This is a genomic window from Candidatus Pelagibacter sp. Uisw_137, from assembly GCF_047720245.1.
Classification (GTDB): domain Bacteria; phylum Pseudomonadota; class Alphaproteobacteria; order Pelagibacterales; family Pelagibacteraceae; genus Pelagibacter.
This window is the reverse complement of record NZ_CP159811.1, coordinates 684,943-709,269: the sequence shown is the minus strand read 5'-3', so window position 1 is coordinate 709,269 and position 24,327 is coordinate 684,943. Positions and strand designations below refer to the sequence as shown.

General features: G+C 30.1%; 21 protein-coding genes and 1 pseudogene. All 22 read left to right on the top strand.

The window, feature by feature from the left end; translation table 11 throughout:
• Positions 1–11 precede the first annotated feature (11 nt).
• The 22 genes and pseudogenes from ABXT61_RS03855 to rpsB all read left to right on the top strand — a co-directional run bounded on the left by ABXT61_RS03855 (position 12) and on the right by rpsB (position 24,327).
• Positions 12–533 carry a NuoB/complex I 20 kDa subunit family protein gene (locus ABXT61_RS03855; protein ID WP_415314462.1) on the top strand — a complete coding sequence of 174 codons (522 nt, stop codon included), beginning with the start codon at positions 12–14 and terminating at the stop codon, positions 531–533.
• Positions 534–538: 5 nt separating this feature from the next.
• The gene (locus ABXT61_RS03850; RefSeq protein ID WP_415314461.1) at positions 539–1,147 is read left to right on the top strand and encodes an NADH-quinone oxidoreductase subunit C; all 609 of its coding nucleotides are present in this window, start codon (positions 539–541) and stop codon (positions 1,145–1,147) included.
• Positions 1,131–2,306, top strand: coding sequence for an NADH-quinone oxidoreductase subunit D (locus tag ABXT61_RS03845; protein WP_415314460.1), 1,176 nt, complete (start codon positions 1,131–1,133; stop codon positions 2,304–2,306). The genes ABXT61_RS03850 and ABXT61_RS03845 overlap by 17 nt, the downstream gene beginning before the upstream one ends.
• Positions 2,306–2,914, top strand: coding sequence for an NADH-quinone oxidoreductase subunit NuoE (gene nuoE, locus ABXT61_RS03840; protein ID WP_415314459.1), 609 nt, complete (start codon positions 2,306–2,308; stop codon positions 2,912–2,914). The genes ABXT61_RS03845 and nuoE overlap by 1 nt, the downstream gene beginning before the upstream one ends.
• Positions 2,907–4,238 (top strand): NADH-quinone oxidoreductase subunit NuoF, encoded by a 1,332-nt coding sequence (nuoF, locus tag ABXT61_RS03835; RefSeq protein ID WP_415314458.1) that lies wholly within the window; start codon positions 2,907–2,909, stop codon positions 4,236–4,238. The genes nuoE and nuoF overlap by 8 nt, the downstream gene beginning before the upstream one ends.
• A complete protein-coding gene (gene nuoG / locus ABXT61_RS03830) occupies positions 4,231–6,270 on the top strand; it encodes an NADH-quinone oxidoreductase subunit NuoG (protein WP_415314457.1) in 2,040 nt (679 codons plus the stop codon). The genes nuoF and nuoG overlap by 8 nt, the downstream gene beginning before the upstream one ends.
• A 3-nt stretch (positions 6,271–6,273) precedes the next feature.
• Positions 6,274–7,272: an NADH-quinone oxidoreductase subunit NuoH gene (gene nuoH / locus ABXT61_RS03825; RefSeq protein WP_415314456.1), complete on the top strand. Its 999-nt coding sequence runs from the start codon at positions 6,274–6,276 to the stop codon at positions 7,270–7,272.
• 2 nt (positions 7,273–7,274) lie between these two features.
• The gene (gene nuoI, locus ABXT61_RS03820) at positions 7,275–7,760 is read left to right on the top strand and encodes an NADH-quinone oxidoreductase subunit NuoI (protein WP_415315930.1); all 486 of its coding nucleotides are present in this window, start codon (positions 7,275–7,277) and stop codon (positions 7,758–7,760) included.
• A gap of 2 nt (positions 7,761–7,762) precedes the next feature.
• Positions 7,763–8,395, top strand: a complete 633-nt coding sequence (locus ABXT61_RS03815) for an NADH-quinone oxidoreductase subunit J (protein ID WP_415315929.1) — start codon at positions 7,763–7,765, stop codon at positions 8,393–8,395.
• Positions 8,391–8,699 carry an NADH-quinone oxidoreductase subunit NuoK gene (nuoK, locus tag ABXT61_RS03810; protein WP_415315937.1) on the top strand — a complete coding sequence of 103 codons (309 nt, stop codon included), beginning with the start codon at positions 8,391–8,393 and terminating at the stop codon, positions 8,697–8,699. Before ABXT61_RS03815 ends, nuoK begins: the two co-directional genes overlap by 5 nt.
• 1 nt (position 8,700) lies before the next feature.
• Positions 8,701–10,614, top strand: coding sequence for an NADH-quinone oxidoreductase subunit L (gene nuoL / locus ABXT61_RS03805; RefSeq protein WP_415315928.1), 1,914 nt, complete (start codon positions 8,701–8,703; stop codon positions 10,612–10,614).
• Complete coding sequence (locus tag ABXT61_RS03800; RefSeq protein ID WP_415315927.1) at positions 10,614–12,107, top strand: NADH-quinone oxidoreductase subunit M; 1,494 nt, start codon at positions 10,614–10,616, stop codon at positions 12,105–12,107. Before nuoL ends, ABXT61_RS03800 begins: the two co-directional genes overlap by 1 nt.
• Positions 12,107–13,522: an NADH-quinone oxidoreductase subunit NuoN gene (nuoN, locus tag ABXT61_RS03795; RefSeq protein ID WP_415315926.1), complete on the top strand. Its 1,416-nt coding sequence runs from the start codon at positions 12,107–12,109 to the stop codon at positions 13,520–13,522. The genes ABXT61_RS03800 and nuoN overlap by 1 nt, the downstream gene beginning before the upstream one ends.
• Positions 13,522–14,085, top strand: coding sequence for a biotin--[acetyl-CoA-carboxylase] ligase (locus tag ABXT61_RS03790; RefSeq protein ID WP_415315925.1), 564 nt, complete (start codon positions 13,522–13,524; stop codon positions 14,083–14,085). Before nuoN ends, ABXT61_RS03790 begins: the two co-directional genes overlap by 1 nt.
• On the top strand, positions 14,082–14,828 hold the full coding sequence (locus tag ABXT61_RS03785; protein WP_415315924.1) for a type III pantothenate kinase: 747 nt from the start codon (positions 14,082–14,084) through the stop codon (positions 14,826–14,828). Before ABXT61_RS03790 ends, ABXT61_RS03785 begins: the two co-directional genes overlap by 4 nt.
• A 2-nt stretch (positions 14,829–14,830) precedes the next feature.
• A complete protein-coding gene (locus ABXT61_RS03780; protein WP_415315923.1) occupies positions 14,831–16,486 on the top strand; it encodes a ribonuclease J in 1,656 nt (551 codons plus the stop codon).
• Complete coding sequence (locus ABXT61_RS03775; RefSeq protein ID WP_168606347.1) at positions 16,487–16,732, top strand: DUF1467 family protein; 246 nt, start codon at positions 16,487–16,489, stop codon at positions 16,730–16,732.
• Between the two features lie 2 nt (positions 16,733–16,734).
• The gene (gene proS / locus ABXT61_RS03770) at positions 16,735–18,069 is read left to right on the top strand and encodes a proline--tRNA ligase (protein WP_415315922.1); all 1,335 of its coding nucleotides are present in this window, start codon (positions 16,735–16,737) and stop codon (positions 18,067–18,069) included.
• The gene (locus tag ABXT61_RS03765) at positions 18,066–19,298 is read left to right on the top strand and encodes an FtsX-like permease family protein (RefSeq protein WP_415315921.1); all 1,233 of its coding nucleotides are present in this window, start codon (positions 18,066–18,068) and stop codon (positions 19,296–19,298) included. Before proS ends, ABXT61_RS03765 begins: the two co-directional genes overlap by 4 nt.
• Positions 19,291–19,977: an ABC transporter ATP-binding protein gene (locus ABXT61_RS03760; RefSeq protein WP_415315920.1), complete on the top strand. Its 687-nt coding sequence runs from the start codon at positions 19,291–19,293 to the stop codon at positions 19,975–19,977. The genes ABXT61_RS03765 and ABXT61_RS03760 overlap by 8 nt, the downstream gene beginning before the upstream one ends.
• Positions 19,961–23,376: pseudogene (dnaE, locus tag ABXT61_RS03755) on the top strand (DNA polymerase III subunit alpha). The gene ABXT61_RS03760 and the pseudogene dnaE overlap by 17 nt, the downstream one beginning before the upstream one ends.
• A 129-nt stretch (positions 23,377–23,505) precedes the next feature.
• Entirely contained in the window at positions 23,506–24,327 is an 822-nt protein-coding gene (gene rpsB / locus ABXT61_RS03750; RefSeq protein ID WP_415315919.1) for a 30S ribosomal protein S2, read from the top strand.

The window sequence follows — 24,327 nt, the reverse complement described above, 5'->3', positions numbered from 1 at the left end:
AATTTAAAATTATGAACTTAGAAGATAAAAATAAAGAAATTCCTGAAGAATTTAAAAAACTTGCTGAAGATTTTAGTAAAAATGGTTTTATAACAACTTCCCTTGATAATTTGATAAACTGGTCAAGAGCTGGTTCATTACACTGGATGACTTTTGGCTTGGCTTGTTGTGCAGTTGAGATGATGCAAACAGCAATGCCTAGATATGATCTAGAAAGATTTGGTGCTGCACCGAGAGGCTCACCTAGGCAATCTGATGTTATGATAGTAGCTGGAACCTTAACCAATAAAATGGCACCAGCATTAAGAAAAGTTTATGATCAAATGCCTGAACCGAGATATGTTATTTCGATGGGAAGTTGTGCAAATGGCGGTGGTTATTACCACTATTCTTATTCTGTAGTTCGTGGCTGTGATAAAATAGTTCCTGTGGATATTTATGTACCAGGCTGCCCTCCATCTGCTGAAGCATTACTTTATGGGATTATGCAGTTACAAAAAAAAATTAGAAACAAAGGATCTTTTGAAAGATAATTTATATGCAAAACTTAATAGATCTTGAAAAAAAAATTAACTCAGAACTTACAACTAAAATTAAAAAAACTGAGATTAAACATGAGCAGCTATATATTAATATTGATAATGAGGATTTGATAGATGTTACGTTATTTATAAAAAGTAACGAAAATACAAAATTTAGACAGTTAATGGATGTTACTGTTGTGGATTATCCTGAAAATACTCAACGTTTTAAAGTTGTCTATTTATTTTTAAGTCATGAGTTTAATCAGAGAATTATATTAAGTTATCTAATAAGTGAAAATGAGGTTATACCATCACTAACGCCTATTTATCCTGCTGCTAATTGGATGGAGAGAGAAGTTTTTGATATGTATGGCGTTAAGTTTAAAGACCATCCTGATATGAGAAGAATACTTACAGATTATGGTTTTGAAGGACACCCTTTAAGAAAAGATTTTCCTTTAACTGGTCATACAGAGGTTAGATATAGCGAAGAGCAAAAAAAAGTTATTAGTGAACCAGTTAAGTTAGAGCAAAATTATAGAAATTTTGATTACGAAAGCCCTTGGGAAGGAACTAAATATATTAAAGATCAAACTGACCTTGAAAATGACAAAAAAAACTAAAACATTAAATTTAAATTTTGGACCTCAGCACCCTGCAGCTCATGGTGTATTAAGATTAATTTTAGAATTAGATGGGGAAATTGTTGAAAAAGCTGATCCACATATAGGACTTCTTCACAGAGGAACAGAAAAACTAATAGAAAATAAAACGTATATGCAAGCTGTCCCTTATTTTGACAGGCTTGATTATGTTGCGCCAATGAATCAAGAGCATGCTTTTGCTTTATCTATAGAAAAAATTTTAAAGATAGATGTCCCGATTAGAGCCCAACTAATTAGGGTAATGTTTTGTGAAATAGGAAGAATATTAAGTCATATATTAAATGTTACAACTCAAGCTCTTGATGTAGGTGCTTTAACTCCATCTCTTTGGGGTTTTGAAGAACGTGAAACATTAATGACCTTTTATGAAAGAGCATCTGGTTCAAGACTGCATGCTAATTATTTTAGAGCTGGTGGTGTTCATCAAGACTTACCAATGGGTCTTGAAGAAGATATAGGTAAATTTTGTGTGTCATTTCCTAAAATAATAGATGATCTTGAAACATTATTGACTGATAACAGAATATTTAAACAACGAAATGTCGATATAGGAATTGTAACCAAAGAAGATGCGTTAGATTATTCTTTTAGTGGAGTTATGATTAGAGGATCAGGTGTTCCTTGGGATTTAAGAAAATCACAACCTTATGATTGTTATGAACAATTAGAATTTAAGATTCCAGTGGGGAAAAACGGAGATTGTTTTGATAGATATTTATGTCGAATTGAAGAAATGAGAGAAAGTATTTCAATAATAAAACAATGCTTAAGTAAAATGGAAAAAGGACCTATTAAATCATTAGATGGAAAAATTAGTCCTCCACCTAAAAAAGATATTAAACAATCTATGGAGGCTTTAATTCATCACTTTAAATTATTTACTGAAGGTTATCGTGTTGATAAAGATGAAATTTATACTGCTGTTGAAGCACCGAAAGGAGAATTTGGTGTTTATTTAATTTCTGATGGAACTAGCAAACCTTACAAATGTAAAATTAGAGCTCCAGGCTTTTCACATCTACAAGCAATGGATTATTTAATTAAAGGACACATGTTAGCCGATGTACCTGCTGTTTTAGGTTCATTAGACATTGTTTTTGGAGAGGTTGACAGATAATGAGCTTAAGAAAACCTGCAAAAGAGCAACCCAAAAAATTTGAATTTACAACGGATAGTCTAGCTGCTGCAAAAGAAATAGTTTCTAAATATCCAGAAGGAAAGCAACAAAGTGCTGTAATGGCACTATTGTATATTGCTCAAAAACAAAATGATAATTGGATACCACTTGCAGCAATGAAATATATCGGAAAGTTTTTAGATATGCCTTATGTAAAAGTCTATGAGGTGGCCACTTTTTACTCAATGTATAACCTATCTCCAGTTGGAAAACACTTTATTCAGGTATGTACAACTACTCCATGCATGATTAGAGGAGCTTATAAACTTGTTGAGGCCTGCAAAGAGAAAATTTCAGAAAATGAAAGTGAATTATCTGCTGATAAGTCGTGCTCTTGGATGGAAGTTGAGTGTTTGGGTGCATGCGTTAATGCTCCAATGATGCAAATTAATGATGACTATTATGAAGATCTTGATAAAGAAAAAACTTTAAAGATTTTAGATGAGATACTTGATGGTAAGACACCAAAGCCAGGATCCTACAGAGGAAGAGTTAATAATGAACCTGAAAATAATAGAAAAACACTTTTGGATTTAAAAAATGCTTAAAGATAAAGATAGAATATTTCAAAACTTATATAATGACAAAGGTTCAGACGTTGAGTCATCAAAGAATAGAGGTGACTGGGTAGACACTGCTGAAATAATAAAAAAAGGTAGAGAATGGATTGTAGATGAGGTTAAATCTTCTGAACTAAGAGGTAGAGGTGGTGCTGGATTCCCTACAGGGCTTAAATGGTCTTTTGCACCAAAAGAACTTGGTTCTAGACCTCACTATCTAGTTATAAATGGTGATGAATCAGAACCTGGCACATGTAAGGATCGTGATATTTTAAGGTTTGAACCTCACAAATTGATAGAAGGATGCTTGATTGCTGCATACGCAGTTCAGGCTCATGTTTGCTATATTTATATACGTGGTGAATATTTTATTGATGGACAAAAACTACAAAAAGCAATTGATGAAGCTTATGAGAAAAAACTTATCGGAAAAAATGCCTCTGGTACTGGTTGGAATTTAGATATTTATATACACTATGGAGCAGGCGCTTATATATGTGGTGAAGAAACAGCACTTCTTGAAAGTATTGAGGGTAAAAAGGGTCAACCAAGATTAAAACCTCCATTTCCAGCTCTAATAGGGCTATATGGATGTCCAACAATAATTAATAACGTTGAAACAATAGCTGTTATTCCAACAATTTTGAGAAAAGGTGGAAAATGGTTTGCATCATTAGGAAAAGCAAAAAATACAGGAACTAAAATATTTTGTATATCTGGAAATGTTAATAAACCATGTAACGTTGAAGAGGAGATGAGTATATCTCTTAAAGAATTAATTGAAGTACATGCTGGTGGAGTAATTGGTGGGTGGGAAAATTTACAAGCTGTTATACCGGGTGGCTCTTCTATGCCTATCATACCAAAAAAAACATGCGAAACTTTAACAATGGATTTTGATTCACTTGTTGCTGAAAAAAGTGGTTTAGGAACTGCAGGTATTGTTGTTATAAATAATGACCAAGATATTATTAAGTGTATGGCAAGAATTGCAAGATTTTACAAACATGAAAGCTGTGGCCAGTGCACACCGTGTAGAGAAGGTTCTGGATGGATGTGGAGAATGCTAGAAAGAATGGCTAAAGGAGAGGCTTCAAAAGATGAAGTTGAAATGCTCGGAGATGTTACAAATCAAATTGCTGGTCATACTATTTGTGCTTTTGGTGAGGGGTCTTCATGGCCTGTTCAAGGTTTATTAAGACACTTTAGAAAAGAAATTGAAGAAAGAAACAATATTGAACCAACAATAAAAAAACTTAATGAAGTTCCTTATTTAGTTGATCAACATTTATTGGATAAAAAAAATGCCTAAGTTAAAAGTTAACAATATTGAAGTTGAAGTTGAAGATGGTTTAACAGTCCTGCAGGCTTGTGAAATAGCTGGGGTTGAAATTCCAAGATTTTGTTACCATGAAAAACTTTCAATTGCTGGAAATTGTAGAATGTGTCTAGTTGAAATTGAAAAATCTCCAAAACCAGTTGCATCATGTGCAATGCCTGCTGTTGAAGGTATGAATATAAAAACGAATACTGAATTTGTTGGAAAAGCAAGAAAAGGTGTAATGGAATTTTTGCTTGCAAATCATCCTTTAGATTGCCCTGTATGTGATCAAGGTGGCGAATGTGATCTTCAAGATCAATCAATGTTTTATGGAGTAGATAAATCTAGATTTAAAGAAAACAAAAGACAAGTTCCTGAAAAAAATATGGGTCCTTTAATTAAAACACAAATGACTAGATGTATTCATTGCACTAGATGCGTTAGGTTTGCTACGGAAATTGCAGGTGTAGAAGAATTAGGTGCTATAGGACGTGGTGAGGATATGCAAATAACTACTTACCTTGAGCAATCGATGCAATCAGAATTATCAGGCAATGTTGTTGATTTGTGTCCAGTTGGAGCCCTAACATCTAAACCATATGTTTTTGAAGCAAGACCTTGGGAGTTAAAAAAAACAGAATCTATTGATGTTATGGATGCTATTGGCTCAAATATAAGAGTTGATACTTATGGATGGGAAGTAAAAAGAATTTTACCGAGAATAAATGAAGATATTAATGAGGAATGGATTTCTGATAAATCAAGACATGCGTGTGATGGACTATTAAACCAAAGATTAGACACACCTTACATTAAGTATAACGGCAAATTTGAAAAAGCATCATGGTCTGAAGTTTTTAATATAATTAAATCTAAATTTAAAAATACTGATAAAGAAAAAATCTGTGGGTTAACTGGTGACTTAGCGAATATGGAAACACTTTATATATTTAAGGAATTTTTTAATAAAACATTAGGTTCTCAAAATATAGAATCTAGGGATAATCATATTTATTTAAATTCTGAAAAAAGGGAAAATTATTTATTTAATTCATCAATTAACGGAATAGAAGAGTCTGACTTTATTTTTCTTTTAGGGACAAATCCTAGATTTGAAGCAACAATCTTAAATGCTCGAATTAGAAAAGCTTATCTTCAAAATAAAACTAAAATTATTTCCTTAAATGAAATGGGGGACCTAACATTCCCATATCAGTCTTTAGATGGAAGCACCGAAACAATTAAAAAAATTATTGAGAGCAAACATGAGGTGTCTGATTTAATTAAACAAGCAAAGAAGCCTATGGTTATAATGGGTCAATCTGCATTAAAAAGCAAATCATCAAAATATATTTTTGAGTCAATCAAGCTATTTTTAGAAGAAAATAATAAACTTTCTATTGATTGGTATGCATTAAATGTTATCTCTGAAAACGCATCTACGGTAGGTGCATTTGATCTTGGGATATACAAAACAACTAATGGTGACAATGAAGTTTTGAAAAACTTGGAAGCTCACAAGTTTGAAATTGTTTATCTTTTAGGTTTAGACAGTATTAATTTTGAGAAAAAAAATGAGTTTATTATTTATCAAGGTTCTCATGGTGATAAAGGGGCAGAAATGGCAGACATCATATTGCCTGGCGCCACTTATACAGAGCAAAATGGTTACTTTACAAATTTAGAAGGTAAATTACAAAAAGCTTACAAAGCATCATATCCACCTGAACTTGCAAAAGAGGATTGGGCAATAATAAATGAACTTGCTGAATCTATGAATCATAGAAAATTATTTAATGATAAAGATGAATTAGATAGCAGTTTAATTAATCAAATAAATCTACATATTAAAAAAAATACCTCTTTGACATCATCAAAAGTTAAGGAATTAATTTTTGAAAATGAATTGATAAAAATAGATAATGATTATTATTATTCAAATGTGATAGCTAGGGCTTCAAAAACTATGTCTGAGTGTAGAGGTTTAAAAGCAGATTTAAAATCTACAGGAACAGAGGGTTAATTTATGGAATATCTTAATATAATTTTTTCACAAACTTATAAAATATTATTTTTACTAGTTCCTGTTTTAGTTTCTGTGGCTATGATTGTATGGCTTGACCGACGTATTTGGGCTTTTGTACAAAAAAGACAAGGACCCAATGTTGTTGGACCTTTTGGTTTGCTTCAATCTTTAGCTGATGCATTAAAATATATTTTTAAAGAAGTTATAATTCCATCAAGTTCAGATAAAGTAATTTTTATATTAGCACCAATTGTTACTATGACTTTGGCTTTAGTTTCGTGGGCCGTTATTCCTTTCAGTACAACTCAAGTATTGGCAGATATCAATGTAGGTATCCTTTATTTATTTGCCGTATCTTCATTAGGTGTTTATGGAATTATCATGGGTGGATGGGCATCAAATTCAAAATATCCATTTTTAGGTGCTATTAGGTCTGCAGCGCAAATGGTTTCATACGAAGTGTCAATTGGAGTTATTATTATCAACGTTTTACTTTGTGTTGGCTCTTTAAATTTGAACGATATAGTTGTGGCTCAGAAAAATTTATGGTTTGTAATCCCATTATTTCCAATGTTTGTGATTTTCTTTATTTCCTCTTTAGCAGAAACAAATAGACCACCATTTGATTTACCAGAAGCAGAAGCAGAACTTGTTGCGGGTTATCAAACTGAATATTCAGGTATGATGTATGCAATGTTTTGGCTTGGAGAGTATGCGAATATTCTTTTAATGTGTGCTATGGGATCTATACTTTTCTTAGGCGGGTGGCTATCACCTATAGACCTTTATCCATTTAACTTAATTCCTGGTGCAATTTGGATGATATTTAAAATATTATTCTTATTTGTTTTGTTTGCCTTGGTTAAAGCTATTGTTCCAAGATATAGATATGATCAATTAATGAGACTAGGATGGAAGATATTTTTACCATTATCATTAACATGGGTAGTTCTAACAGCTAGCTATTTGTTCTACTTCAACTTATTACCAGTCAATTAATTATGAAAATTTCAAGAATATTTAAAACAATTTTTTTATTAGATTTTTTAGGTGGCTTAAACATTGCAATCAAAGAAATATTTAAATCTAAAAAAACAATAAATTATCCTTTTGAAAAAGGAAAAATAAGCCCAAGATTTAGAGGTGAGCATGCCTTAAGAAGGTATTCTAACGGTGAAGAAAGATGCATAGCATGTAAATTATGTGAAGCTGTTTGTCCCGCTCAAGCAATTACAATTGAATCTTCGGAAAGAGCTGATGGTAGTAGAAAAACTACAAGATATGATATTGATATGATGAAGTGTATTTATTGTGGTCTTTGTGAAAAGTCCTGTCCAGTTGATGCTATTGTACAAGGGCCTAATTTTGAATTTTCAACCGAAACAAGAGAAGAGCTTTATTATAATAAAGAAAAATTACTCGATAATGGAGATAGATGGGAAAATGTTTTAGCAGCCAATATTAAAGCTGATAGCTCTCACAGATAATTATGTTAGCGCACGCGATATTTTTTTATACATTTTCTTTTATAGCAATTGTTTCTGCTATAATGGTAACAGTATCTAAAAACACTGTTCATTCTGTTTTCTTTTTAATTTTAGACTTCATAAGTATTTCATGCCTATTTATAATGATTGGCGCTGAATTTTTGGGAATGATTATGTTAATTATTTATGTTGGGGCTGTTGCTATTTTATTTTTATTTGTAGTTATGATGTTAAATGTAGCTCAACAAAAAAATCAGTGGTTCAGTGCAGAAAAAAGTTCAAAACATATACCTATTGGGCTAATAGTTAGTGTGATAATATTTTTTGAATTATTAATAGTAATTGGTGGATGGAAATATAAACCTGATCTTGTCTCAGCTATGTCTTTAACAATTGATAGAGATATGACTAATACTCATTCAATCGGTTACGTTTTATACACAGATTACATTCATGTTTTTCAGTTAAGTGGAATGATTTTATTAGTTGCAATGATTGGAGCTATTGTTCTTACATTTAGACAAAGATCTGGAGTTAAAAGACAAAGTTATTTTAGCCAGATATCCCGTGAAAGATCTGATGGTGTTGAATTGATTGATGTTGAGAGTAATAAAGGAGTTAAATCTGATGATTAATATAGGTTTAGGTCATTATCTTACATTGGCTGCAATAATTTTCACTATAGGTATAGTTGGATTATTTTTAAATAGAAAAAATATTATAGTAATATTAATGAGTATTGAGCTTATATTGCTAGCTGTAAATATTAACCTAGTATCATTTTCAATATTTTTAAATGACATTTCTGGGCAAATATTCACTCTTTTTATATTAACTGTTGCAGCAGCAGAGGCAGCAATAGGTTTGGCAATTATTGTTGTTTATTACCGAAACTCATCAACAATTGATGTTGAAAAAATCGACAGTTTAAAAGGATAATATGGAATTATCTTTAATATTTCTGCCCTTATTAGCCTCAATAACTTCAGGTTTTTTTGGTAAATATTTAGGTGATAGGAATTCAGAAATTGTAACTAGTCTTTTTGTGTCAGTTTCAGCACTTCTCTCAATTATATTATTCTATCAAGTTATTGTTAATGGATATGAAAATAATGTAGTTGTAGCAACTTGGATTAACTCTGGAACCTTAGATGTTAATTGGTCTATTAAAGTTGATGCTTTATCATCTGTAATGCTCGTTGTTGTAACTTTAGTTTCAGCTTTAGTTCATATTTACTCAATTGGTTATATGTCTCACGATCCACATAAGCCAAGATTCATGGCTTATTTATCACTTTTTACTTTTTCAATGTTAACTTTGGTTACCTCTGATAATTTCCTTCAGTTATTTTTCGGATGGGAAGGAGTAGGACTTTGTTCATATTTCTTGATTGGTTTTTGGTTTAAGAAAGAAACAGCAAATGCAGCTGCTATAAAAGCCTTTGTAGTAAATAGAGTGGGTGACTTTGGTTTTGCCTTAGGAATTTTTTTAATTTTTTATTTATTCGGTACCGTAAACTATGTAGAAGTTTTTAATCAAATCCCACAAATTGTTGAAAAAAAACTTTTATTTTTAGGAATGAATATTGGGGCAATCGATTTAATTTGTATTCTTTTATTTATAGGTGCCATGGGTAAATCTGCACAAATTTTCTTACACACTTGGTTACCAGATGCAATGGAAGGGCCTACACCAGTTTCAGCTTTAATTCATGCTGCTACAATGGTTACAGCTGGTGTTTTTTTAGTTGTAAGATGTTCTCCAATTTTTGAATACTCACCTCTTACACTAAATATAATTACAATTGTTGGAATGACTACAGCTTTTTTTGCAGCAACAATAGCTTTAGTACAAACTGATATTAAAAAAATAATCGCATATTCAACTTGCAGTCAACTTGGTTATATGTTTTTCGCTGCAGGAGTGGGTGCTTATAATGTTGCAATGTTTCATCTATTTACTCATGCCTTTTTTAAAGCTTTACTTTTTTTAGGTTCTGGCTCAGTAATTCACTCATTTAAAGATGAGCAAGATATTAATCAAATGGGAGGTGTTTATAAAAAACTTCCATACACTTATGCATTTATGATTATTGGAACATTGGCTCTTACCGGGTTTCCATTTTTATCTGGTTTTTATTCAAAAGATGCAATTATAGAATTTGCGTATCTCAAGGGAAATACAACTGGATATTATGCTGCTGGCATAGGAATTTTGACTGCTGTTTTAACATCAATTTATTCTTGGAGATTAATTTTTAAAACATTTCATGGCGACTATAATAATAAAAAAACCAATATTCATGAAATGCACGAGTCTCCATTGGTGATGCTTTTACCTTTATTTATACTTGCTATTGGAGCTATTTTTGCTGGTTTTTTATTTAAAGATTTATTTATTGGTCATAGTGGTGAAAATAGTTTTTGGGGAGATTCAATTAAATTTTTAAATCCATTAAGTACAGAACATCCTCCCTTATGGTTTCTTTTAACAACACCTGCACTTGTGTTAAGTTCTATTCCGGTTGCTTATTATTTATTTGTTAAAAATAAAAATATTCCACATCAAATTGCTCAATTAAATAAGCCGTTACACAATTTTCTAATAAATAAATGGTACTTCGATGAACTTTATAATTTTTTGTTTATTAAATTTTCAAAAAAATTAGGAATCTTTTTTTGGAAGGCTGTTGATGTTAAAATTATTGATAAATTTGGACCTGATGGAGTTTCTTCACTAATTAAGAATTTATCTATAAAAGCAAGTAAGTTTCAAAGTGGATTTGTCTATCAGTATGCATTTATGATATTATTAGGTTTTTCCGCATTATTAACTTTTTTGATTTTAAAATAATGAATTTTCCAATCTTATCATCTTTAATATTACTTCCTATAATAGGATCTTTATTTTTATTATTTTCGAAAGATAAAAACTCTAATACAGGTAAATATGTTGCCTTATTTACTTCATTTGTTAATTTTTTAATTTCTATATATCTTTGGTATCAGTTTAACCCAACCACATCTGATTTTCAGTTTGTTGAAGATAGAGAGTGGTTAAAAGGATTTATTAATTACAAAGTAGGCATCGATGGAATATCAATTTTATTTATTGTTTTAACATCACTAATAACTCCACTTTGCATAATCTCAGTTAACAATACAATTAAAAATAGACTAAGAGATTTTTTAATTGCTATCTTAATAATGGAAAGTTTAATGATTGGAGTTTTTTGCTCTCTTGATCTTGTTATATTTTATTTATTTTTTGAAGCTGGATTGATACCTATGTTTTTAATAATTGGAATATGGGGTGGAGCAAGAAGAGTATATTCGGCATTTAAATTTTTCTTATACACTTTACTTGGTTCTGTTTTAATGTTAATTGCTATAATTTCGATCTACTGGATATCAGGAACCACAGATATAACTCAGCTCTACGAACTTGGTATAGACACTAAATATCAAAATTTATTATGGTTAGCATTTTTTAGTTCTTTTGCTGTCAAAACACCAATGTGGCCTGTACACACTTGGTTGCCAGATGCTCATGTTGAAGCTCCAACTGCTGGCTCTGTTTTGCTTGCAGCCATTTTACTTAAAATGGCTGGATATGGTTTTATTAGGTTTTCTTTAGGACTTTTTCCAGTAGCTTCTGAATTGTTTACTCCGCTAGTTTACACTTTGAGTTTGATTGCTATTGTGTACACATCTCTTGTCGCATTGATGCAAGAAGATATGAAAAAGTTAATAGCATATTCCTCAGTTGCACATATGGGTTTTGTTACATTGGGTATTTTTACTATTACCCAACAAGGTATTGAAGGAAGTATAGTTCAAATGATAAGTCATGGCTTGGTTTCAGCAGCATTGTTTTTATGTGTCGGAGTTGTTTATGATCGTATCCACTCTAGGTTGATAGCTACTTATGGTGGCTTAGTTTCAATTATGCCTAAATATTCAATATTATTTATGCTTTTCACGCTAGCTGCATTAGGCTTGCCTGGTACTAGTGGTTTTATAGGTGAATTTTTAATATTAATGGGTGCATTTAAAGATAATTTTTTAGTAGCAGTTATAGCTAGTTTAGGTGTTATTTTTGGCGCAGCTTACATGTTATGGCTTTATAGAAGAGTTGTATTTGGAGAGGTTAAAAATAAAGAACTTTTAAAAATGCCTGATCTTGATAAATCAGAAAAATTTATTTTGTGGTGTTTAGCAATACCAGTTTTATTTTTTGGATTTTACCCAGAACCTCTTATTAATACGATTGAAATTTCTGTAAAAGATTTAATAGAGATGTACAATTTTAACTTAATCATGAATATAACAGAGGTACAAAATTAATGGATAATTTAAACTTTATACTACCTGAGATTTTTATTTCTTTATCTATAATGTTTTTATTACTTCTTGGTGTGTACAAAAAGAATAGCTCAAATATTGTTCATAATCTTGCGGTAGGTTTTTTACTGATTACTGGTATTTTAATTTTTAATAATCCGTTAGATCAAAATATCTCACTATTTAATGATGGTTACATTGTGGATAACCTTTCTTCATTTATGAAGATACTTACTATTTTAGGTGGTGCATTTGTTTTATCAATTTCAACAAGGTATCTAAAAATATTTAAGATTTTTTTAATAGAATATCCTGTTTTGATCCTTTCTTCAATTTTAGGTATGATGGTAATGATCAGTTCAAATGATCTTATGGTTTTTTATATAGGTCTTGAGTTACAATCTTTAGCTTTATATGTCTTAGCATCATTTAATAGAGATCAATTAAAGTCATCTGAATCTGGACTAAAATATTTTGTTTTAAGTGCTTTATCATCAGGATTATTATTATATGGATGTTCTTTAATTTATGGGTTTTCAGGATCAACTAATTTTAATGTTATTGGTGATGCAATGAACTCATCTGATTACGGTTTAACCTTTGGAATTGTTTTTATACTTGTCGGTTTAGCATTTAAAATATCTGCTGTTCCATTTCACATGTGGGCGCCAGATGTATATGAAGGCTCTCCGACTGCCGTTACATTATTTTTTGCAATTGTACCCAAAGTTGCTGCACTTACGGTATTCATAAGGTTTTTATATATACCTTTTGTTAATATGACTAATCAATGGCAACCTATATTAATCTTTTTATCAATTGCCTCTATGATCTTTGGAGCTATTGCTGCAATTGGTCAAAATAATCTCAAAAGGTTGATTGCGTATAGTTCAATTGGCCATATGGGTTATGCTTTAGCTGGTTTGTCTACTGGTTCAAATGAAGGCATTCAAAGCTCTATAGTATACATGTCGATATACTTGGTTATGAATCTTGCTTTTTTTAGTTGCTTACTGATGTTAAAGAGAAATGATGTGTACTATGAGACTGTAGATGATTTATCAGGGTTATCAAAAAATCATCCAATTTTATCTTTATCATTGTTAGCTATCCTTTTTTCATTGGCAGGAATTCCTCCATTAGCAGGTTTTTTTGCAAAATTTTATATTTTTAAGGCTGTTATAGAGCAGTCAATGTACTTCTTGGCCATTGTTGGTCTCTTATCAACAGTAATAGCTGCTTTTTATTATCTAAAAATAATCAAGGTTATTTACTTTGATAAAGAAAAGGAAGGTTACGACACTGATCATAATATTTGGTTAAAAGGATCGTTAACTTTTTCAACATTATTAATTCTCTTATACTTTATTTTTCCAAGCAAATTGGTGGAAATTATATCTAGAATTAATATTATTTAATGAAATTAAAAAAGTTCAATTTTAAAATTGTAAATAGTACAAACGATCTAGCTATACAAATAATTAAAAATACCAATAACAAATCAGGAATTGTAATTGCTGATAGACAAAAAAAGGGAAGGGGTCAATATGGAAAAAAATGGACTTCTTTTAAGGGAAATTTATTTATTAGTATTTTTTTTCAAATTAACAAAGTCCAATTATCATTGAAAGATTTGACAAAAGTTAACTGTCTTTTGGTTAAAAAATTATTATCAAATTTTTATAATGGTAAAATTACAATTAAAAAACCAAATGATTTGTTGATAAAAAAAATGAAAATTTCAGGTATCTTGCAGGAAATATTAACCAAATCTGGTGAAAAATTTATTGTTATTGGAGTGGGTATAAACTTGATTAAGAGTCCAACTATAAAATATTATTTAACTACAAATCTTTTCGACTTAACTGGTATCAAAATTACACCTAATAACGCTGCTTTAAAACTAAAAAAAATTTACGAAACTTTTATTCCAATGTTTCCTAAATTTAATATAAAAAACTTAGATAAAAATTTAAAATGATTATTGTTGGTGATATAGGAAATACAGAAACCAAAATTTGTTTGGTAAACTCTAAAAATATAATTATTAAAAGAGTTACTTTATTAACAAAAAAAATAAGTCACTCTCTACTTAATAAATCTTTATTTGGCCTAGGCTTAAAAGACAAATCAATTAACAAGTGTTTATTTTGCAGTGTTGTACCAAAATCATTTAATAAAATTAAAAACTTCTTTAATAAAACTTATAAAATTAAGTGTCACGAGCTTAAGAAACTTAAGTTAAACAAATTGATTAAGATCAAGGTTAACTATAAACAAATTGGTTCAGATCGATTGGCAAACGCTATTAGCGTTATTAATAACAAGGATAATTTTATAATTTTAGATTTTGGGACTGCTACAACATTTGATGTTTTGATTAAAAACACCTATCATGGGGGTGTTATTGCACCTGGAGTTAAGCTTTCACTTGATACGTTGACTGATAAGGCAACGCAAATTCCAAAGATTAGTTTAAAAAAAACAAATAAAGTCGTTGGTTTAAATACTATTAGTGCAGTGAGAGCTGGTTTTTTTTGGGGTTATGAGGGTTTAATTGACAATATTGTTAATTTAATTAAGAAAGAGACGGAGATGTCCTTTAAAATAATTATTACTGGAGGGTTTTCTAATTTATTCAAAAATTCAACAAAAACGAAAGTAACATTAAATAAAGATATTACAATTAACGGCCTAATCAGAGCCACCACTTTAATTAAATAAATATGAAAGATGAACTATTATTTTGCCCATTAGGGGGCTCAGGAGAAATTGGCATGAATATGAACCTGTTTGCCTATGGAAAACCAGGTGAACATAAATGGATCATGGTTGATATAGGGGTTACATTTGCTGATGACACCCTACCGGGAATTGATTTGATTTACCCAGACCCTGGATTTATTGTAGATAAAAAAGAAGACCTTTTAGGAATTATTTTAACTCATGCACATGAAGATCATATAGGTGCAATTGCACTTCTTTGGCCTCAATTAAAATGCAAAATTTTTGCAACTCCATTTACTGCAGTTTTAATAAAAGAAAAACTCAAAGAAAAGAATATTGATGCAACTAATTATCTAAAAATAGTTCAATTAAATGGAACAGTAGATTTAGATCCTTTTAAAATAGAGTACATTACATTAACCCACTCAATTCTTGAACCTAATGGTCTTAGAATTGGAACCCCAGCAGGTGTAATACTACACACAGGTGATTGGAAGATTGACCCAGAACCATTGATTGGTGAAAAAATTAATTCTGACAGACTTAAAGAAATTGGTAAAGAAGGTGTTCTTGCTATGGTTTGTGATTCAACAAATGTATTTAGTATGGGAAAAGCTGGTTCAGAGCTAGATGTTAGAAAAAGTTTATTAAATATTATGGGTAGCCTTAAAAAAAGAATTGTTATGGCTTCTTTTGCATCAAATGTTGCACGTATGGAAACAGCTTTCTATTGTGCGGAAAAAACTGGTAGACAAATATCTTTAGTAGGAAGATCCATGCATAGAATATTTAAAGCAGCAAGACAATGTGGATATTTAAAAAATGTTATCGAACCTATAGATGCTCGTGAAGCAAAAAAGATTGCTAGAGAAAAAATAGTTTATCTTTGTACTGGTAGCCAAGGTGAGCCCATGGCAGCATTAATGAGAATTTCAAGCTATACTCATCCAGATGTATTCATCGAAAAAGATGATGCTGTTATTTTTTCATCCAAAATTATTCCAGGTAATGAAAAAAAATTATACAAATTACAAAATCAATTAGTTAGGGATGGCATTGAAGTTATTTCAGAGGAAAGTGAATTTGTTCATGTTTCTGGCCATCCAAATAGAGACGATCTAAGAGAAATGTATGATTGGGTTAAACCTCAATGTGCAGTCCCTGTTCATGGAGAGCACAGACATATGATTGAACATATGAAATTCGCACATGAAATGAAAGTTCCACACCCTGTTCAAGTAGAAAATGGGGATATTGTAAAATTAGCACCAGGTAAACCACATGTTTTTGATAAAGCGCCAAGCGGTAGACTTTACTTGGATGGAAATATGAGTGTTGAAGAAGATGCTCAATCAATCAAAGATAGAAAAAATATTAGTGCAAATGGATATATGGAGGTTACTATTTTAATCACAGCAAAAGGCAATATCCATAATAGACCCGTATTAACTTTTAGGGGGTTGCCTGTTTATGACGTTGATGAGTTTATATATGAATTAGAAGAAGCAATAGAAAAAACAACTAGAACTTTTTCTATAAAAAGTAAAAAGCAAGAATATAATTTAATTGATGCATTAAAAATTACATGTAGAAAATGTGCCAAAGAATTGACTGGTAAAAGACCATTTATAAATATCAATCTAGTAAGAATCTAGATGAGCGCAACAGGTCTTGCTATAATTTATATAATAATTTGGTGGATAGTTTTTTTCACGATCCTTCCAATTGATGTAAATAGACTAAAATCTGTCAAAATTGAAGGTGAAGACGCTGGTTCTCCAGAAAATCCTAAAATGTTAAAAAAATTCATTTATTGTACTGGTATTACAACTGTTATTTTCGTGATAATTTATTTATTGATAAAATATGAATATTTAAATTTAAGATATATAATTAGCTAAAAATGTACATTTCAAAATCATTCATACCAATATTAAAAAACAACCCATCAGAAGCAAAAATTAAATCACACCAGTTAATGCTAAGGGTTGGTATGATTAAGCAATCTTCTGCGGGTATTTATTCATGGCTTCCTTTAGGTTTTAAAGTGATGAAAAAAATCGAACAAATAGTTAGAGAAGAACAGAACAAAATTGGTGCTCAAGAAATACTTATGCCAACTATCCAACCTAGTGATATTTGGAAAGAAAGTGGTCGTTATGATGATTATGGAGATGAAATGCTCCGTATTAAAGACCGCCAAGGTAGAGAAATGCTTTATGGACCAACAAATGAAGAGCTAGTTACAGATATATTTAGATCAAGTGTTAAATCCTATAAATCACTACCTCAATTATTATATCATATACAATGGAAATTTAGAGATGAAGTTAGGCCAAGATTTGGAATAATGAGAGGCAGAGAGTTTTATATGAAGGATGCATATTCGTTCGATGTAAACGATGAAGATGCAACTTTCTCATATAATAAATTCTTTTTCTCATACTTAAAAACATTTAAGAGATTGGAACTTTCAGCAATACCAATGGCAGCTGATACGGGACCAATTGGTGGAAATCTTTCTCATGAATTTATTATTTTAGCAGATACTGGTGAAAGTAAAATTTTTACAGATAAAAGAGTTTTTGATTTAGATAGTGAAGGGTCTGAAATGGATAGAAAATCTTTACATGATTTAAGGAAAAAATATGAACAATATTATGCTGTAGCTGATGAAAAATTTAATAAAGATGAATTTGAAGAAAAAGTATCTGAAAAAAATAGACTTATTACAAAAGGCATAGAAGTAGGTCATATTTTTTATTTTGGAGATAAGTACTCAAAAGCTCTAAATGCAGCTGTAGATCTTCCAGGTGGTAAAAAAGACTTTGTTAAAATGGGATCATATGGAATAGGTGTATCGAGATTAGTTGGTGCAATTATAGAGGCCAAATATGATGAAAAAGACGAAATAATGAAATGGCCATTCTCTGTAGCACCATACGAACTTGCCATAATACCCATGATTAATAAAAATGACACATCTGCATTAGACAAAGCAAATAAACTTTTTAAACATTTTGAAAGTAAAAATATTGATACAATTATCGATGATATGGATGAAAATCTTTCATCTAAAATTAAAAAATTTAATTTGATAGGTGTACCTTATCAAATAATTTTAGGAAAAAAATCAGAGGGTGATTTATTAGAGTTTAAAGAAATTGGAAAAGATCCCAAAAGTTTAAGCATAGATCAAATAGCTCAAATTTTAACTGAACAAAAATTAAAAAATTGATTTCTACATTAGAAAAAGAAATTACACTTAGATATCTAAAAACCAGAAAAAAAGACGGTTTTTTAAATGTAATATCTATTTTTTCATTTATCGGAATTAGCTTAGGAGTTGCAGTGTTAATTATTGTGATGTCCGTTATGAATGGCTTTAGAACAGAGTTAATCAATAAGATTATAGGATTTAATGCTCATGTTACCGTTAAGCCATACGAGAGCTCTATCAGTTTGGACAAATTAGATAATGAAAATCTAAAATTAATTTCAAAAGAATTAATACTAAGTAATTCAGGTGAAGCAATTATCATTAGTAAAGACTACACTAAAGGCCTAATTTTAAGAGGTTACAACAGTGAAAACTTTCTAAAACTTGATGTTGTAAAAAAAGGAAATTTAATTGGTAAATCAAACCAATTAACAAAGAATTCGATATCAATAGGTAAAGAATTAAGTTTTAATTTAAATCTTGGTGTGGGTGATAAAGTGTCAATTATGTCTCCAGTAGGCATAGAAACGATTATAGGAAGCTTGCCTAGACAAGAAACTTTTATAATTAGCTCAATCTTTGATAGTGGTTTAGCTGATTTTGATGCTAACATAGCTTTCATAAATTTAGACACACTGGAAGACTTTTTTAATCTTAAAAAAGAAAAGCGTAACTTAGAAATTTACTTAAATAACCCATCTAATATTGAAGAAAAAAAAAATAAAATTGAAAAAATATTTAAAAATGAATTTGTATATAGTTGGGCCGATATGAATAGTTCATTATTTTCCGCGTTAAAGGTTGAAAGAAATGTAATGTTTATAATCTTATCTTTAATTATTATAGTGGCTGCTTTTAATATTATTTCTGGGCTTACAATTCTGGTTAAAAATAAAACAAGAGATATAGCTATACTAAAGTCTATCGGTGTCTTAAATAAATCCATTGTTAAAATATTTTTTCTTGTCGGAGTTATTATTGGAACTACAGCAACTTTCTTCGGAATTTTTTTAGGCGTATTGTTCTCATTGTATATAGAAAACTTGAGAGAGTTTTTAAGCAATACATTTAATATTAGTTTGTTTCCTGAAGAGATTTATTTTTTAAGCACAATGCCTTCAGAAATCAACCCGACATCAATTTTTATTATTTCTCTTTGTTCAATTTTTATAACTATTATTGTTTCAATTTTTCCAGCTATAAAAGCTTCAAAATTAGACCCAGTTAAAGGACTTAAGTATGAATAGTTTGATATCATTAAAGAACATATCAAAATCTTTTTCTAACAATAGAAAAATAAATGTTTTAAAAAAAATTAATTATTCTTTTACAAGAGGTAAGATTTATTCTCTAGTTGGTCCATCTGGATCAGGAAAATCTACATTACTAAATGTTTTATCAATGATAGATAAACCTACTACCGGCTCTTTGTTAATTGGCAATACACCAGTAAACTTTAACGATAATTCAAAAAATGACAAAATTAGATCAAGTAAAATTGGTATTATCTATCAACAAAATAATTTACTTCCAGATTTTACTGCATTAGAAAATGTGTATTTAGCTGGTCTGGCTTTAACTAATGACAAAAACAATTCAATCAATCGAGCTAAAAAAATTATAAAAACAATGGGTCTTGCATCACGTGAGTCACATTTTCCTTCAGAATTATCAGGTGGTGAAATGCAAAGAATTGCAATGGCTAGAGCACTCATTAATGAACCAGAAATTATATTAGCAGACGAGCCTACTGGCAGTCTAGATCACACTACCGCCAAAGAGGTTTTTAATGTTTTGTATAATTTGAAAAATAAAAATAGATTAATAATCTATGCAACTCACAATAGATTTTTTGCAAATATGGCTGATTGCAAATTAGAAATGATTGATGGTAATATAAGAACTATCAATGCCAGAATTAAATAATCAAAATTTTAATCATTTAAAAATTCACACACAGTACTCAATCTGTGAAGGAGCTATTAAAATTGATAATTTAAAAGATTTTTGTAAAGAAAAAAAAATACCTTGTTTGGGTCTTTCTGACACATCTAATTTATGTGGTGCATTGGAGTTTGCTGAAAGTATTTCTAAGGTTGGTACACAACCAATTATTGGCACTCAAATTTATTTTAGATTTGAAGATACGACAGGACTATTACCCTTGATAGCTCTTAACGAAAACGGATATAAGAAAATCATAGAACTCTCCTCAAGATCTTACCTTGAAAATGATGCTTTATCAGACCCTCATTTAGATATTAAGGAACTTTTAATTGATACGGAGGGTGTGTCCTTACTTTCTGGAACTATTCAAGGTTTATTTGGTAAATTATTTGAAAAAGGTCGTTTAGACGAAATATCAAAACTATATAATAGTTTATCATCAAAATTTAATGATAATTTTTATTTAGAAATCCAAAGGCACGGTGATCAAAATGAAATTGCTTTTGAAAAATTCAATTTAGAACAATCTTTAAAAGTTAAAATACCAATTATTGCTACTAATGAAGTTTATTATTTAACACCTGACATGCACGAAGCTCATGATGCGTTAACTTGCATTGGTTCTAAAACTTATGTTAATGAAAAGAATAGAATTAAATATAGTAACCAACATTACTTTAAATCGAATGAAGAAATGTCAAAACTATTTTCAGATCTTCCTGAAGCTTTAGAAAATAACTTCAATTTGCCATTTAAATGTAATTTTAGACCACAATTTTCCAAACCTGTACTTCCAAATATTAGTTCTGAAAAAGAAGGTAGTGCTGATGAAATACTTAAAAAAGATTCATTAGACGGATTGAAAGAAAAATTTCTCAAAGTTTTTAAAATTGAAAAAAATAACTTAAAATCTGATGATAAATTTTTAAAATATAAAGACAGACTAGATCATGAGTTAAAGATCATAATTGAAATGAAATATCCTAGTTATTTCTTGATTGTATCTGACTACATTAAATGGGCCAAGAGTAATGATATCCCGGTAGGACCTGGTAGAGGTTCTGGAGCAGGCTCACTTGTTGCTTGGTGCCTATCTATTACAGATGTTGACCCAATTAAATTTAATTTAATATTTGAAAGATTTTTAAATCCTGACCGTGTGTCAATGCCTGACTTTGATATAGATTTTTGTGAGGAAAAAAGAGATCTTGTTTTTAAATATTTAACTACAAAATATAAAGATAGTGTTGCCCATATAATTACATTTGGAAAATTAAAAGCAAGAATGGTTATTAGAGATGTTGGTAGAGTATTAGGTTTACCTTATGGTTTTGTTGATAGTATTTCAAAAATGATACCTTTTGATCCTTCTAGACCTCTAAGCTTAATTGAATGTATTAATAGCGAACCAAGACTTCAAAAATTAGTTAATGAAGATCCACGTGTAAAAAAATTAACTGATCTTTCTTTGAAATTAGAAGGTTTAAATAGAAATGTAGCAACTCATGCAGCAGGCGTTGTAATAGCTGATAGAAAATTAACTGAAGTTGTGCCTTTATATAAAGATGCATCCGCAGATTTATTATTACCTTCTACGCAATTTGATATGTACTCAGCAGAAAATGCTGGCTTAATTAAGTTTGATTTTTTAGGATTAAAAACTTTAACGGTAATTAATAAAACACAAAAGTTGATTAATAAAAAAGTTAAAGATTTTAAAATTGAAGATATTGACTTTGATGATCAAAAAGTTTTTGAACTTTTGTCTTCTGGTAATACCGTTGGATTATTCCAGGTTGAGAGCGCTGGTATGCGTGAAGCATTATTACAGATGAAACCCAACCATATTGAAGATATTATTGCACTAGTGGCTCTTTATCGTCCAGGACCCATGAGTAACATACCAGTTTACAATGACTGCAAACATGGAAGGCAAACGCCTGATTACTTGCATCCACTACTTGAGGATATTTTAAAACCTACATATGGGGTTATTATTTATCAAGAGCAGGTTATGCAAATTGCACAAAAACTCTCAGGTTTTACCGCAGGTGAAGCTGATATTTTAAGAAGAGCTATGGGTAAAAAAAAAGAGCTGAACTAGAAAAGCAGAAACAAGGATTTATTGCTGGTGCTCTTAAAAATGGAATTAGCAAAGATGTTGCAGCAAGCATATTTCTAAAAATAGAACCATTTGCCGAATATGGGTTTAATAAAAGTCACGCAGCTGCTTATGCTATAATTTCTTATCAAACAGCATTTTTAAAAACTTATTATCCTAAAGAGTTTTTTGCTGCATCCATGACAATGGATATTTCAAACCAAAATAAATTAGGTGAATTTCACGAAGAGCTAAAAAGAATTAACATTAAAGTTATACGACCCGATATTAACAAGTGTTTTGCAGACTTTCAATTTGATGAAAATAATTTTTATTACGCACTTGGTGGAATTAAAAGTGTCGGTTACGAAGCAATATCAAATGTTATTGACGAAAGAAAAGAAAATGGTGAATTTAAATCTATAAATGATTTTTTAAATAGAGTTAACCCTAAAGATATTAATAAGCTTCAATTAGAGGGTTTAGTTAAATCAGGAGCTTTTGACAATATAGATAACAATAGACAAGCATTATTTAATTCAATTCCAAATTTTATTTTAAAGACAAAAAATATTTATGAAAATAAAGCAGCAAATCAAATTGATCTTTTTAGTTCTGATGAGGAACAAGACAATGAAATAGTTCTTAATATGGAAGATTGGAAGTTTGAAGATCGATTATCAAGAGAATTCGAAGCTATAGGTTTTTTTATATCCGACCATCCTTTAAATCAATTTAAAGAAATTTTTGATGACTACAAAATAGTTGATTATGCAAAATTTAATCTAGATGACACTATAAAAGATGCAAATATTGCAGCTACACTTTTAAAGATCACTGAAAGAAAAACTGCAAAAGGTAATTCGTATGGTGTTATTAAGTTTACTGATTTAACTAGTGTTTTTGAGCTCTTTATTTTTTCTGATATTTTAGAATTAAATAGAGAGGTTTTAGTTGAGGGTAGTTCTTTAATCATAACCTTGATCAAAACCATTTCCAAAGATGAGAGCAAATCTAAAAGAATAAATGTTCAAAAAATAGCATCTCTTAAAGATCTCTTTAATAAACCTGTTAATGAAATTGTATTTAACATCAAGTCAATTAAAGAAATTGATAAAATATCGGATTTAGTGGATGAGGAGGGTACAACTGAGGTAACAATAAATATTAACGATGAAAACAATGACATTAGCTTTAAACTAAAAAATAGGCGTCTTATTGACAGGAAAGCTATCAATATCCTCAGAAACAATGATATTTCCACCATTATTCATTAAAAAAGACTTGTTTGTTCTATAAATAATTTGTAAATAACTCTTAAATTAAATTAACACGCACACAGTTTGTGGTTTTATACCTCCGGTCCTTAAATGGAAATTACTGTGGTGGCTTAACCGGGAATAAATATGAAAATACCAAGTCTAACTATCCAACAACTATTAGAAGCAGGCGTCCATTTAGGTCATAAGACTTTAAGATGGAACCCAAAAATGAAAAAATACATTTTTGGAAAAAGAGATTCAATTCACATTATTGATTTAACACAGACATTAGAATTAACTAATGTAGCTTTAGAAAAAGTTTATAATACAATAGCTAATAACGGTAAAATTCTTTTTGTATCTACAAAAAAACAAGCATCTGAAGCTATAGCTGAAGTTGCAAAAGAAACTGGACAATACTTTGTGAACTACAGGTGGTTAGGTGGAATGCTAACTAACTGGGGAACAATCTCAGGATCAATTAAAAAGATGAAAAAATATGAGGCTGATCTTGTTGCAGAAAATAGAGGCTTTACAAAAAAAGAACTATTAAAGATGAGTGTTAAAAAAGATAAATTAGAAAGAGCATTAGGTGGAATTGCAGAAATGAAAAAAGTTCCAGATTTAGTTTTTATTATTGACACAAATTATGAATCTTTAGCTATTGCTGAAGCATCTAAATTAGGTATTCCAATTTGTGCTATACTTGACAGTAATTCTAATCCTGATGGTATTGATTATCCAATTCCTGGTAACGACGATGCTAGAAGAGCGATTGATCTATATTGTAATTTAGTAAAAGAAACTATTGAAAATGCAAAAAAAGCAGCTCCATCTAAATCTGAAGAAAAACCTGACGTCGGTGAGACAAAAGTAAAAGAAGTTTCTTCAAAAACTATTCAAGAGATCGATAGAGAGAAGTTAGATGCTAAATTTTCAAAAAAAGATAAAGAAAAGTTGAATTAA

Coding starts and splice junctions, on each gene's coding strand:
- ABXT61_RS03855 (WP_415314462.1), top strand. CDS start 12: ATGAACTTAGAAGATAAAAATAAAGAAATTCCTGAAGAATTTAAAAAA.
- ABXT61_RS03850 (WP_415314461.1), top strand. CDS start 539: ATGCAAAACTTAATAGATCTTGAAAAAAAAATTAACTCAGAACTTACA.
- ABXT61_RS03845 (WP_415314460.1), top strand. CDS start 1,131: ATGACAAAAAAAACTAAAACATTAAATTTAAATTTTGGACCTCAGCAC.
- nuoE (WP_415314459.1), top strand. CDS start 2,306: ATGAGCTTAAGAAAACCTGCAAAAGAGCAACCCAAAAAATTTGAATTT.
- nuoF (WP_415314458.1), top strand. CDS start 2,907: ATGCTTAAAGATAAAGATAGAATATTTCAAAACTTATATAATGACAAA.
- nuoG (WP_415314457.1), top strand. CDS start 4,231: ATGCCTAAGTTAAAAGTTAACAATATTGAAGTTGAAGTTGAAGATGGT.
- nuoH (WP_415314456.1), top strand. CDS start 6,274: ATGGAATATCTTAATATAATTTTTTCACAAACTTATAAAATATTATTT.
- nuoI (WP_415315930.1), top strand. CDS start 7,275: ATGAAAATTTCAAGAATATTTAAAACAATTTTTTTATTAGATTTTTTA.
- ABXT61_RS03815 (WP_415315929.1), top strand. CDS start 7,763: ATGTTAGCGCACGCGATATTTTTTTATACATTTTCTTTTATAGCAATT.
- nuoL (WP_415315928.1), top strand. CDS start 8,701: ATGGAATTATCTTTAATATTTCTGCCCTTATTAGCCTCAATAACTTCA.
- ABXT61_RS03800 (WP_415315927.1), top strand. CDS start 10,614: ATGAATTTTCCAATCTTATCATCTTTAATATTACTTCCTATAATAGGA.
- nuoN (WP_415315926.1), top strand. CDS start 12,107: ATGGATAATTTAAACTTTATACTACCTGAGATTTTTATTTCTTTATCT.
- ABXT61_RS03790 (WP_415315925.1), top strand. CDS start 13,522: ATGAAATTAAAAAAGTTCAATTTTAAAATTGTAAATAGTACAAACGAT.
- ABXT61_RS03785 (WP_415315924.1), top strand. CDS start 14,082: ATGATTATTGTTGGTGATATAGGAAATACAGAAACCAAAATTTGTTTG.
- ABXT61_RS03780 (WP_415315923.1), top strand. CDS start 14,831: ATGAAAGATGAACTATTATTTTGCCCATTAGGGGGCTCAGGAGAAATT.
- ABXT61_RS03775 (WP_168606347.1), top strand. CDS start 16,487: ATGAGCGCAACAGGTCTTGCTATAATTTATATAATAATTTGGTGGATA.
- proS (WP_415315922.1), top strand. CDS start 16,735: ATGTACATTTCAAAATCATTCATACCAATATTAAAAAACAACCCATCA.
- ABXT61_RS03760 (WP_415315920.1), top strand. CDS start 19,291: ATGAATAGTTTGATATCATTAAAGAACATATCAAAATCTTTTTCTAAC.
- rpsB (WP_415315919.1), top strand. CDS start 23,506: ATGAAAATACCAAGTCTAACTATCCAACAACTATTAGAAGCAGGCGTC.